At 63.0% G+C, this 12,978-nt stretch carries 7 protein-coding genes; 4 read left to right on the top strand and 3 right to left on the bottom strand.

Translation table 11 applies throughout. From position 1 onward, the window contains the following. Positions 1-216: 216 nt before the first annotated feature. The gene (xdhB, locus tag EGJ86_RS04655; RefSeq protein ID WP_125834234.1) at positions 217-2,613 is read right to left on the bottom strand and encodes a xanthine dehydrogenase molybdopterin binding subunit; all 2,397 of its coding nucleotides are present in this window, start codon (positions 2,611-2,613) and stop codon (positions 217-219) included. A gap of 62 nt (positions 2,614-2,675) precedes the next feature. Then, complete coding sequence (gene xdhA, locus EGJ86_RS04650) at positions 2,676-4,115, bottom strand: xanthine dehydrogenase small subunit (RefSeq protein WP_125834233.1); 1,440 nt, start codon at positions 4,113-4,115, stop codon at positions 2,676-2,678. 610 nt (positions 4,116-4,725) lie between these two features. Here xdhA and EGJ86_RS04645 point away from each other — a divergent pair. From EGJ86_RS04645 to ligA, 4 genes are all read left to right on the top strand, one after another. Next, on the top strand, positions 4,726-5,385 hold the full coding sequence (locus EGJ86_RS04645; RefSeq protein ID WP_106735237.1) for a GntR family transcriptional regulator: 660 nt from the start codon (positions 4,726-4,728) through the stop codon (positions 5,383-5,385). A 6-nt stretch (positions 5,386-5,391) separates the two neighbouring features. Continuing rightward, complete coding sequence (gene smc / locus EGJ86_RS04640) at positions 5,392-8,880, top strand: chromosome segregation protein SMC (protein ID WP_125834232.1); 3,489 nt, start codon at positions 5,392-5,394, stop codon at positions 8,878-8,880. Positions 8,881-9,093: 213 nt separating this feature from the next. Beyond that, positions 9,094-9,915, top strand: a complete 822-nt coding sequence (zipA, locus tag EGJ86_RS04635; RefSeq protein ID WP_099525448.1) for a cell division protein ZipA — start codon at positions 9,094-9,096, stop codon at positions 9,913-9,915. 59 nt (positions 9,916-9,974) lie between these two features. Continuing rightward, positions 9,975-12,371, top strand: coding sequence for an NAD-dependent DNA ligase LigA (gene ligA, locus EGJ86_RS04630; protein WP_125834231.1), 2,397 nt, complete (start codon positions 9,975-9,977; stop codon positions 12,369-12,371). 206 nt (positions 12,372-12,577) lie between these two features. Here the strand turns inward: ligA and EGJ86_RS04625 are convergent, their stop codons facing one another. After that, positions 12,578-12,946: a glutaredoxin gene (locus EGJ86_RS04625; protein WP_125834230.1), complete on the bottom strand. Its 369-nt coding sequence runs from the start codon at positions 12,944-12,946 to the stop codon at positions 12,578-12,580. Between the last annotated feature and the right edge of the window lie 32 nt (positions 12,947-12,978).

Raw genomic sequence — 12,978 nt, 5'->3', positions numbered from 1 at the left:
TCTGGTGCCGGGCGAGCGGGTGGTGTATTCGGTTCGGTGTGTTTTGTCATTGTTGTACACCCATTCATCATTTGTTCGCAGTCGCAGGTCTGTGGGAGGCGCTTTCGGCTCGGGCATCCTGCTTCGCTCTACCTCCTGCATCCCTGCATCCCTGCAGTCGCAGCGGCGACAGTCGCGGCTAAAGCCCCTCCCACGGCAGCCTGAGGCTGCGCCAGGTCAGGCCGGTTCGACCTCGGCAGCGCTGGCAGCCTTGCTCTGTGCCTTCAGTTTGCGCATCTGTTCCACACCCCAGAGCACGCGCTCAGGCGTGGCCGGGGCGTCGATCTGCGGTTGCATCTTGTAGTCGGCCAGGCTGGCCACCGCGTCCTTCAGCGCGCACCAGGCGGCGATGCCGAGCATGAACGGCGGCTCGCCGACTGCCTTGGAGTGGAACACGGTGTCTTCCGGGTTCTTGCGGTTCTCCACCAGCTTCACGCGCAGGTCGATGGGCATGTCGGCGATGGCCGGGATCTTGTAGCTGGCCGGGCCGTTGGTCATCAGTTTGCCCTTGGCGTTCCACACCAGCTCTTCCATGGTCAGCCAGCCCATACCCTGGACGAACGCGCCCTCGACCTGGCCGATGTCGATGGCCGGGTTCAGCGAGTCGCCGACGTCATGCAGGATATCGCCACGCAGCATGCGGTATTCGCCGGTCAGGGTGTCGACCAGCACTTCCACGCAGGCCACGCCGTAGGCGTAGTAGTAGAAGGGACGGCCAGCCGCCTTGTCGCGGTCGTAGTAGATCTTCGGGGTGCGATAGAAACCGGTCGAGGACAGCGAGACCTGGCCGAAGTAGGCCTTCTGGATCACCTCCTCGAAGGACAGGAAGTGATCGCGTACGCGCACCTGGCCATTGCGGAATTCGATGTCTTCCGGGGTGACCTTGTACTCGCGCACCAGGAAGTCCACCAGGCGCTGCTTGATGGTCTCGGCCGCGTTCTTCGCCGCCATGCCGTTGAGGTCGGTGCCGCTGGAGGCTGCAGTGGGCGAAGTGTTGGGCACCTTGTCGGTGTTGGTGGCGGTGATCTGGATGCGTTCGATATCGACCTGGAACACTTCGGCGACGACCTGCGCGACCTTGGTGTTGAGGCCCTGGCCCATCTCGGTGCCGCCGTGGTTCAGGTGGATCGAGCCGTCTGTGTAGATGTGGATCAGCGCGCCAGCCTGGTTGAGGAAGGTGGCGGTGAAGCTGATGCCGAATTTCACCGGGGTCATGGCCAGGCCTTTCTTCAGTACCGGGCTTTTCTGGTTGAACTCGATGATCTCGCGACGGCGCTTGGCGTACTCGGCGCTTTCCTCGAGCTCGGCGGTCATCTCGTGGATGACGTTGTGCTCCACCGTCTGGTGGTAGTGGGTGACGTTGCGCTCGGTCTTGCCGTAGTAGTTGGTCTTGCGCACTTCCAGTGGGTCCTTGCCCAGGCTGCGCGCGACGGCGTCCATCACTTCCTCGATGGCGACCATGCCCTGTGGGCCGCCGAAGCCGCGGTAGGCGGTGTTCGAAGCGGTGTTGGTCTTGCAGCGATGACCGTTGATGGTGGCGTTGCCGAGGAAGTAGGCGTTGTCCGAGTGGAACATGGCTCGGTCGACGATGGAGCCGGACAGGTCCGGCGAATAGCCGCAGTTGCCGGCCAGGTCCATCTCGATGCCGTGCAGCAAACCGTCGTCATCGAAGCCGACGTCGTACTCCACGTAGAAGGGGTGACGCTTGCCGGTCATGCTCATGTCTTCCATGCGCGGCAGACGCATCTTGGTCGGCCGGCCGGTGAGGTGCGCGATCACTGCGCACAGGCACGCCGGGCCGGCTGCCTGGGTTTCCTTGCCGCCGAAGCCGCCGCCCATGCGGCGCATGTCGATGACGATCTTGTTCATCGGCACGCCGAGCACTTCGGCGACCAGCTTCTGCACCTCGGTGGGGTTCTGTGTCGAGGTGTAGACCAGCATGCCGCCGTCTTCGGTGGGCATCACCGAGGAAATCTGGGTTTCCAGGTAGAAGTGTTCCTGGCCACCGATATGCAGGGTGCCCTGCAGGCGGCGTGGGGCGCTGGCCAGCTTGCTGGCCGAATCGCCGATGCGGTGGGTGTGGCTGGCGAGCACGAAATGCTTCTTGCGGTAGGCGTCGACCACATCGAGCACCGGCTCCAGGTCCTCGTACTCGACGATGGCAGCCATGGCCGCCTTGCGTGCGGTTTCCAGGCTGTCGGCGGCTACAGCCAGCACCACCTGGCCAACGTACTCGACCTTGCCGTCGGCCAACAGCGGGTCACCGGCGACCACCGGGCCGATATCCAACTGGCCCGGTACGTCATCCTTGGTGATGGCGATGGCCACCCCCGGAATCTCGTAGCAGGGGCTGGTGTCGATGCGCACGATGCGCGCATGGGCGCGATCGGACTGGCGTGCGTAGACGTGCAATTGATTGGGGAATTCCAGGCGGTCGTCGACATAGACCGCTTCGCCGGACACGTGCTTGTCCGCGCTCTCGTGCTTGACGCTGCGGCCGACGCCGCTGGTCATGCCGGCGCGGAACAGGGCGGCCAGCTCTTCCTGGGATTTGTGTTCGATATGACTGGACATCTTCGCCTCCAAAACTTCGCATGCCGCCGGGTGCGCCGGCGGCGGATCAATTCACTGCACGCTTACGCGTAGGCGGTAACCCGGGTTTCGATCTCGGGCGACTGCTGCTCCAGGAAGAACTTGCGCAGCAGGGTCTGGGCAGTGAGCAGGCGGTATTCCTTGCTGGCGCGGAAATCCGACAGCGGGGTGAAGTCCTCAGCCAGTGCGTTGCAGGCGCGTTCGATCACGCCCGGATACCAGGCCGAACCGACCAGGGCCGCTTCGCAGGCGCTGGCGCGTTTGGGAATGGCGGCCATGCCGCCGAAGGCGATACAGGCTTCGGTGACCACACCCTCTTCGATGGTGAGGTTGAAGGCCGCGCAGACGGCGGAGATGTCGTCGTCCAGGCGCTTGGATACCTTGTAGGCGCGGAACGCCTGGTTGGCCTGGGCGCGCGGCACGATGATCTTCTCGATGAATTCGGCTTCCTGACGAGCAGTCACCTTGTAATCGAGGAAGTAGTCTTGCAGCGGCAGGATACGGCGGGTGTTGCCCTGGCGCAGGGCAATCTGCGCGCCGAGGGCGATCAGCAGTGGCGGAGCATCGCCGATGGGCGAAGCGTTGCCGATGTTGCCGCCCAGGGTGCCCTGGTTGCGGATCTGCAGGGAGGCGAAACGGTGCAGTAGCTCGCCGAAGTCCGGGTATTCGCGCGACAGCGCTTCGTAGCAGTCGGACAGCGCCGCGGCAGCGCCGATTTCGATGGCGCTGTCGGTCACTTCGATGCGCTTCATGTCTTCGATATGGCCGACGTAGATCATCACCGGCAGTTCGCGGTGGAACTGAGTGACTTCCAGGGCCAGGTCGGTGCCACCGGCAAGCAGGCGTGCCTCAGGGTTGGCGGCGTAGAGATCGGCCAGGTCGGCCACGGTTAGCGGTACCAGGCAGCGCTTGTCGCCGCTATTGAGCTCGGCCGTCTCGCGCGGAGCGATGGACTTGAGTCGGGCCACGGTATCGCTTTCGAAGGCATCGAACTGATCCGGCTGCTTCTGGCAGCAGGCTTGTTCGGCGGCGTCGATGATCGGGCGGTAGCCCGTGCAGCGGCACAGGTTGCCGGCCAGAGCCTCCATGGTTTGGCCCTTGTCGTACCCGGTAGAGTTCTTCTGCAAGGCGAACAGCGACATGATGAAGCCGGGGGTGCAGAAGCCACACTGCGAGCCATGGCAGTCGACCATCGCCTGCTGCACGCTGTGCAGCTTGCCCTGGTGTTTGAGGTCTTCGACGGTGATCAGTTGCTTGCCATGCAGGCTGGAAACGAAGGTCAGGCAGGAATTGAGGGTGCGGTAGCGAACGCGGTCGCCCTCGAGCTCGCCCACCACCACGGTGCAGGCACCGCAGTCGCCGGAGGCGCAGCCTTCCTTGGTTCCGGTTTTGCCGACGTGCTCACGCAGGTAGTTGAGCACGGTAACGTTGGGGTCCAGGGCATGCTCTGTGCGCAGCTCCCGGTTGAGTAAAAACTGGATCAAGGACGACCTCCAGGCACTTTATTGTTATGAATCGGTGGCTCGCCGGGTATGTGCGCGCATTGCAAGGCCCCGGACGTGATTGGCCATGGAGGCAATCTAGAGTTTTCTGACTTTTGGGTCAACAAATATTTGACCTGGTGGTCAGCTGCTTGTCATGCGTTTCGGTTATGAGCGCGGCGGGCTGGATTCATGCCCTGAGCGTAGCGGGTTTCGTGCCAGCGAGCGCTCTGCTGCGGGTCTTTCGCAGGGTGTCGCGGGGCCGTCTGGGCTTTACGCAGTGAGGCTTTTCGCGGAGCAGCAGGTGTGCGCGACCGCAGCCACACTGCAATATGAAGCCCGCAAGCTTGCGTTGCAGGAGGCATCGGGTGTGCTCGAACGAGGGGCTCCAGCCAGCTGCGACTCACTCAGTTGGTGCTCTCCAAGGGCTTAGCCGGGCGCGTGGAGCGCGCGTTATGGTTCGCTGTAGGCGTGATGCAGCACCTGATAGCGGAGCTTGGCCCGGTAACGCCCTGTGGTACACTTGCCGCCAGATTTTCTTGCTCCCGCCCAGCCGTGGCGGGGCTCCCAGACTCGACCGCCTGCCCCTGGATCGACGTAAATAAGGAATGTCATGACGTTCAAGGCCCCGGACAGCCTCGCCGAGCAAATCGCGCATTACCTGGCCGAACGCATCATTCGCGGTGAGCTCAAGGAACGTGAGCGCATTCAGGAGCAGAAAGTCACCCAGGCCCTTAACGTCAGTCGTGGTTCGGTACGCGAAGCGCTACTGATTCTCGAGCGCCGTCATCTGATCGTGATCCTTCCGCGCCGCGGTGCCCAGGTCAGTGAACTGACCCCGCACCACGTCACCAGCCTCTATGCGCTGAGCATCGAGCTCTACATCATGCTGGCGCGCGCGGTGATCGAGCGCTGGAAGGTGGAAACCGACCTGGCGCCTTTCATCGATATCCAGCAGCGCCTGCTGGCCAGCCTGGAGCGCGGTGATATCGGCGCCTTTGTCGAGAACAGCTTCGACGTGATGCGCGCTGCCTTTCCCTTCGCCGACAACCCTTATCTGCAGGAAACCCTGGAGAATTTGCTGCCGGCCATCAGCCGCACCTACCACCTGGCGCTGGAGCGGCGCAAAGGCGAGATGGGCCAGTTCATGAATACCTTCGCCAGCCTGCTGCAGGCGATCATCGCCCGCGACCCCGTGAGCGCCCGCGAGGTGCTGCAGGCCTATGGCGAGCACAACTGCCAGCTGGTGCTGGCGACTTTGGCCGAGCGCTAAGCCCAGATGCGCCTTAAGAGCATCAAGCTGGCGGGCTTCAAGTCCTTCGTCGATCCGACGACGGTAAGCTTTCCCAGCAACATGGCGGCGGTGGTCGGGCCCAACGGTTGCGGCAAATCGAACATCATCGACGCCGTGCGCTGGGTGATGGGCGAAAGCTCGGCGAAGAACCTGCGTGGCGAGTCGATGACCGACGTCATCTTCAACGGCTCCAACACCCGTAAACCGGTGACTCAGGCCTCCATCGAACTGATCTTCGATAACAGCGATAATTCGCTGGTGGGCGAGTACGCCGCCTTCGCCGAAATTTCCATTCGCCGCCGGGTCACCCGCGACGCTCAGAACACCTATTTCCTCAACGGCACCAAGTGTCGGCGCCGCGATATCACCGATATCTTCCTCGGTACCGGCCTGGGGCCGCGCAGCTACTCGATCATCGAGCAAGGCATGATCAGCAAGCTGATCGAGGCCAAGCCCGAGGAGCTGCGCAACTTCATCGAGGAAGCCGCCGGCATCTCCAAGTACAAGGAGCGCCGCCGCGAGACCGAGAACCGCATTCGCCGCACCCAGGAAAACCTGGCACGCCTGACCGACCTGCGCGAAGAGCTGGAGCGCCAGCTCGAGCGCCTGCACCGCCAGGCCCAGGCGGCGGAGAAGTACCAGGAATACAAGGCCGAGGAGCGCCAGCTCAAGGCACAACTGCTGGCCCTGCGCTGGCAGACCCTGAACCAGCAGGTCGGCAGTCGCGAGCAGGTGATCGGTGATCAGGAAGTGGCCTTCGAGGCCCTGGTGGCTGAGCAGCGCAGTGCCGATGCCAGCATCGAGCGCCTGCGCGACGGCCATCACGAATTGTCGGAACGCTTCAATCTGGTTCAGGGCCGTTTCTACTCGGTGGGCGGCGATATCGCCCGCGTCGAGCAGAGCATCCAGCACGGCCAGCAGCGCCTGCGCCAATTGCAGGACGATTTGCGCGAAGCGGAAAAGGCGCGCCTGGAAACCGAATCGCACCTGGGGCACGACCGAACCTTGCTGGCCATCCTGGGCGAAGAGCTGGAGATGCTCCTGCCTGAGCAGGAGATGACCGCGGCCGCTGCCGAGGAGTCCGCCGCCAGCCTGGAAGAGGCCGAAGCCGCCATGCATGGCTGGCAGGAACAGTGGGACGGTTTTAACCAGCGCAGCGCCGAACCGCGCCGCCAGGCCGAAGTGCAGCAATCGCGCATCGCCCAGCTGGAGCAGAGCCTGGAGCGTCTGGCCGAACGCCAGCGCCGCCTCAACGAAGAATTGCAGCAACTGGCGGCCGATCCCGAAGACGCCGCCATTCTCGAATTGAACGAACAGCTCGCTGCCGGTGAGTTGGAATATGAAGCGCTGCAACTGGCCGAAGAACAGCAGGCCGAGCGCCTACAGCAACTGCGCGAGGAATTGCAGCAGGCCGGCCAGGCCCAGCAGCAGGCGCAAGGCGAGCTGCAACGTCTGAACGGTCGCCTGGCGTCGCTGGAAGCGCTGCAACAGGCTGCGCTCGATCCGGGGCAGGGCGCTGGCGAGTGGCTGCGCGAGCAGAACCTGCTGCAGCGTCCGCGTCTGGCCGAAGGCCTGCGCGTCGAGTCCGGTTGGGAGCTAGCGGTCGAGACCGTGCTCGGTGCCGACCTGCAGGCCGTGCTGCTGGATGATTTCGCCGGCCTGGATTTCTCCGCGCTGGAGCAGGGCGAGCTGCGCTTGGCCAGCCCGGCTGCGGGTGGTGCCCGCCGCGCCGGCAGTCTGTTGGATAAGGTGGAATCGAGCCATGATCTGTCGCCCTGGCTAGCCAGTGTGCGTCCGGTGGAATCGCTGGAGCAGGCGCTGGCCGCCCGTGCGCAACTGGCCGAAGGCGAAAGCCTGATCAGCCGCGACGGCTACTGGGTCGGCCGACACTTCCTGCGCGTACGCCGTACTGCTGAAGCCGACAGTGGCGTGCTGGCGCGTGGCCAGGAGCTGGATCGTCTGCAACTGGAGCGCGAAGAGCGTGAAGCGGCCCTGGCGCAACTGGATGAGCGCCTGCTGGCGCTGCGCGATGATCAACGTCGTCAGGAAGAGCAACGCGAGCAGCAGCGCCGTCAGGGCCAGGAACTGGCGCGCCAGCTGGCTGAGCTGAAAGCCAAGCTGTCCGCGAGCCAGGCCAAGGCCGAGCAGTTGGGCTTGCGCCGCCGCCGTCTGCAGGACGAGCTGCAGGAGGCCGCCGAGCAGCGTGAGATCGAGCAGGAACAACTGGGCGAGTCGCGCCTGCAATTGCAGGACGCGCTAGACGCCATGGCGCTGGATAACGAGCAGCGCGAAAGCCTGCTGGCCAGCCGCGACAACCTGCGCGAGCGCCTCGACCGTGTGCGCCAGGAGGCCCGCCAGCACAAGGATCATGCGCACCAGTTGGCGGTGCGCGTCGGTTCGCTTAAGGCGCAGCACGATTCCACCCGTCAGGCGCTGGAGCGCCTGGAGATGCAGGCCGAGCGCCTGCATCAGCGGCGCGAGCAGTTGTCGCTGAATCTGGAAGAGGGCGAGGCGCCGCTGGAAGAGCTGCGTATCAAGCTCGAAGAGCTTCTCGAGCGGCGCATGGCGGTGGACGACGAGCTGCGTCAGGCGCGTTTGGCGCTGGAAGATGCCGATCGTGAGTTGCGTGATGCCGAGAAACGCCGCACCCAGGCCGAGCAGCAGGCGCAACTGCTGCGCAGCCAGCTGGAGCAGCAGCGCATGGATTGGCAGTCGCTCAACGTACGGCGCAAGGCGTTGGCCGACCAGCTCGCCGAGGACAATTACGACCTGCACGGGGTGATCGCCACGCTGCCGGCCGAGGCCACGGAAAGCGCCTGGGAAGAAGAGCTGGAGCGCATGGCCGCGCGTATTGCTCGTCTCGGGCCGATCAACCTGGCGGCTATCGACGAGTATCAGCAGCAGTCCGAGCGCAAGCGCTATCTGGATGCTCAGGACGCCGACCTGGTCGAGGCGCTGGAAACCCTGGAGAACGTCATCCGCAAGATCGACAAGGAAACGCGCAATCGTTTCAAGGACACCTTCGATCAGATCAATGGCGGTTTGCAGGCGCTCTTTCCAAAAGTTTTCGGTGGCGGCAACGCTTATTTGGAACTCACCGGCGAAGATTTACTCGATACCGGTGTAACCATCATGGCGCGGCCCCCGGGCAAGAAGAACAGCACCATTCATTTGCTCTCCGGTGGAGAGAAAGCGTTGACCGCTTTGGCATTGGTGTTTTCCATCTTCCAGCTCAATCCGGCGCCGTTCTGCATGTTGGACGAAGTGGATGCACCGCTGGACGACGCCAACGTCGGGCGCTATGCGCGGCTGGTCAAGGAGATGTCGGCGACGGTGCAGTTCATCTACATCACCCACAACAAGATCGCCATGGAAATGGCCGACCAACTGATGGGGGTTACCATGCACGAGCCGGGTTGTTCGCGCCTGGTGGCGGTGGATGTCGAGGAGGCGCTAGCGATGGTGGAGGCGTGATGGCAGAGCGCCGCGAGATTAACTGAATATAGGCAAAACCTTATGTGGCTCCCTGTGTAAAGTTGCCTTTCGTCGTGCTAGCTTATTGCCCACTTTTGTTACACGCGGAAAACGTCAGATAGAACATCAAGTTGGCGTCGCGTTTTATAGTTGAGTTGTGATCCGGTTGATTGGATCTTTTTTTCACCAGAATTATTAAGGGTCAGGTATTTCATGGAATTCGGTCTGCGCGAGTGGCTGATCGTTATTGGCATCATCGTTATCGCTGGCATTCTTTTCGACGGCTGGCGCCGTATGCGCGGTGGCAAGGGCAGGCTCAAGTTCAAGCTCGACCGCAGCTTCGCCAACATGCCTGATGACGACAGTGACCCGGACCTTCTCAGCCCGCCGCGTGTGGTCAATCGCGACCACGAGCCGCAGCTGGACGAAGACGAACTGCCGTCGATGACTGCCAAGGATCTGCCGCGTCGTCCACGCAACGAACCGCAGCAAGGAGACCTCAACCTGGCCGTCGATGAGCCGGTGCCGACTCTGCTCAATCCGGTCGATGACGAACCCGTCGAGCCAAAAAAAGCCGCCAAGCCAGCCGCTGATGCCGCGCCGGTGGAAGAGGTGCTGGTGATCAACGTGGTCGCCCGCGATGATTTCGGTTTCAAGGGCCCGGCTCTGCTGCAGAACATCCTCGAAAGTGGCCTGCGCTTCGGCGAGATGGATATTTTCCATCGTCACGAAAGCATGGCTGGCAATGGTGAGGTGCTGTTCTCCATGGCCAACGCTCTCAAGCCGGGTACCTTCGATCTGGACGACATCGAAGGCTTCAGCACTCGCGCGGTGAGCTTCTTCCTCAGCCTGCCTGGCCCGCGTCATCCCAAGCAGGCCTTCGACGTGATGGTCGCTGCCGCGCGCAAGCTGGCCCACGAACTGGGCGGCGAGCTGAAGGATGACCAGCGCAGCGTGATGACTGCGCAAACCATCGAACACTATCGCCAGCGCATCGTCGAATTCGAGCGCCGGCAGCTGACCCAGAAACGCTGAAACATCAGTGCATTGCAAAAGAGCAGCCGAGGCTGCTCTTTTCGTTTGAGAGACCGAGCATGACCGACGCCGCCCAACGTATTTCCGAACTGCGCAACGAACTGGACGCGCACAACTACCGTTACTACGTGCTGGACGAGCCGAGCGTACCCGACGCCGAGTACGATCGCCTGTTCCGCGAACTGCAGGCGCTGGAAGCAGATCACCCTGAGCTGGTTACGCCGGAGTCGCCGACCCAGCGCGTCGGCGGTGAAGCCCTCAGCGCCTTCGGCGAGGTGCGTCATGAAGTGCCGATGCTTAGCCTGGGCAACGCCTTCGAGGAAGACGACCTGCGTGCCTTCGACCGCAGTGTGCAGAACGGCCTTGGCGTGCCGGGCGGTGATCTGTTCGGCGGCGGCGCCGAGATCGAATACAGCTGCGAACCCAAGCTCGACGGCCTGGCCGTCAGCCTGCGTTACGAGAATGGCCAGTTGGTGCGCGGTGCTACGCGTGGCGATGGCAGCACCGGCGAAGATATCACCAGCAACGTGCGCACCATCCGCAACGTGCCACTCAAGCTGCAGGGCGAGGGCTGGCCGCAGGTGCTGGAGGTGCGTGGCGAGGTGTTCATGCCCAAGTCCGGCTTCGAGGAGCTCAACGCACGCCAGGCCGATAGCGGCGGCAAGACCTTCGCCAACCCGCGTAACGCCGCTGCCGGCAGCCTGCGCCAGCTCGATCCGAAGATCACCGCCAGCCGCCCGCTGGAGTTCTGCTGCTACGGCGTCGGCCAGGTTAGCGGCGAACTGCCGGGGACCCAGGTGGCCATGTTGCAGCAGCTGAAAGCCTGGGGCGTACCCATCAGCCGCGAACTGAAGCTGGCGAAGGGCGTCGAGGCCTGCCTGGATTACTACCGCGATATCGGTCAGCGACGTATGAGCCTGGCCTATGACATCGATGGCGTGGTGTTCAAGGTCAATAACATCGAGGACCAGCAACAGCTGGGCTTCCGCGCCCGTACGCCGCACTGGGCCATCGCCCACAAGTTCCCGGCGCAGGAAGAGCTGACCGAGCTGCTCGACGTGGAATTCCAAGTCGGGCGTACCGGCGCGGTGACGCCGGTGGCGCGCCTAAATCCGGTCAAGGTGGCTGGAGTGATGGTGGCCAATGCAACCCTGCACAACATGGATGAGGTGGCGCGCCTCGGCGTGATGATCGGCGACACGGTGATCATCCGCCGTGCTGGCGACGTGATCCCGCAGGTGATGGCGGTGGTGCCCGAGCGTCGCCCGGATAATGCGCGCCCGGTGCATATCCCCGAGCAATGCCCTGTGTGCGGTTCAGCCGTGGAGCGCACACAACTGGTCAAGCGCAGCAAGGGCAAGGAGTCGCTCAGCGAAGGTTCGGTGTATCGCTGCGTCGGTCGCCTGAGCTGTCAGGCGCAGCTCAAGCAGGCGATCATCCACTTCGTCTCGCGTCGCGCCATGGATATCGAAGGCCTCGGCGACAAGACCATCGAGCAACTGGTGGACGAGAAGCTGATCGCGTCGCCAGCCGACCTGTACAAACTGACCTTCGAGCAGATCATCGGTCTGGAAGGCTTCGCCGAGGTGTCCAGCAACAAGTTGCTGGCGGCCATCAGGGACAGCAAGCGGCCGACCCTGGCGCGCTTTATCTACGCCCTAGGTATTCCCGATGTAGGCGAGGAAACCGCCAAGGTGCTGGCGCGCTCTCTGGCCTCGTTGGAGCGCGTGCGCAAGGCGCTGCCACAGGTGCTGACCTACTTGCCGGACATTGGTCTGGAAGTCGCGCACGAGATCCACAGCTTCTTCGAGGACGCGCACAACCAGCAGGTGATCAGCGCCTTATTGGGCGAATGCGGCCTCGAACTGCAGGAGGAGGGAGAACTGAGCGCCGAGTTTTCGGCCGTCGCCACCCTTGGGGGCATGCTCGACAAGCTGAATATTCCAGGTGTCGGCCCCGGAGCGGCTCAGAAGTTGGCGGAGCGCTTCAAAACCTTAGATGCACTGATCGAGGTAGCGAGGCTGATCGACAAGGATGCCGACGGGCAATGGCTGAAGTTGAACACCTTGTCAGGGGTGAACGAGAAGGCCAAGCAGTCTTTGCGAGCATTCTTTGCTAATCCAGATAATCAGGTTCTTGCCCGTGCCATCGAGCAGCAACTGCGCGATTTCGGCATGCACTGGGAAAGCGAGAAGAAAGTCGCTGAAGGCCTGCCCCTGGCCGGCCAGACCTGGGTGCTCACCGGCACCCTGGAAGTGATGAGCCGCGACGTGGCCAAGGAAAAGCTGGAGAGCTTGGGCGCCAAGGTGGCTGGTTCGGTGTCGGCCAAGACCCATTGCGTCGTCGCAGGGCCGGGTGCCGGTTCGAAGCTGGCCAAGGCTAGCGAGCTGGGGGTGAAGGTACTGGACGAAGCGCAGTTCCTCGACCAGCTCAAGGCTTACGGCATCGACCTCTAGGGAGCTGTTCGCGAGCAAAGCTCGCTCCTACAGAAACAGGCGAAGATACGCCGATCTTGTAGGAGCGGCTTCAGCCGCGAAAACCAGTGCCGGATCGCTCGAGAGTCAGCAGGACTGGACGAAGTTCAGGTGCCGAATTCTGAACCTGTAGGAGCCGGCTTGCCGGCGATCCTTTACTCAAAAGCGGCTCCTGCGGAAAGCTTGGCTCAACCAGCGAAGCGCTGATCCAGGTAGGCGATGATCGCCTTCGACTCGTACAACCAGGTGCTCTGGCCGTTTTCCTCGATGCGCAGGCACGGCACCTTGATGCGGCCGCCGTGCTGCTCCAGCGCCTGACGATGTTCAGCATCGTTCTTGGCGTCGCGCAACTGCACCGGCAGGTTCAGGCGGTGCATATTGCGGCGTACCTTGACGCAGAACGGGCAGGCGTGGAACTGGTAGAGCGCCAGGTTGGCCGTGGCGCGCTCGACCTCGGCCTGCGCTTCGGGGCTGCGCTTGAGCTTGCGCGGGCGGCTGATCCAGTCGACGAGCACGACGAGCTGACCCAGGCCGATACGAAGGGCTTTGAGCAACATGTTTCTAACTCCTGAAATGCCGACGGCCGTTC

It is taken from the genome of Pseudomonas sp. o96-267, from assembly GCF_003935465.1.
GTDB classification, from domain to species: Bacteria; Pseudomonadota; Gammaproteobacteria; order Pseudomonadales; family Pseudomonadaceae; genus Aquipseudomonas; species Aquipseudomonas sediminis.
The sequence above is the reverse complement of the archived record's forward strand: the minus strand, read 5'-3'. Positions and strand labels throughout refer to the sequence as shown.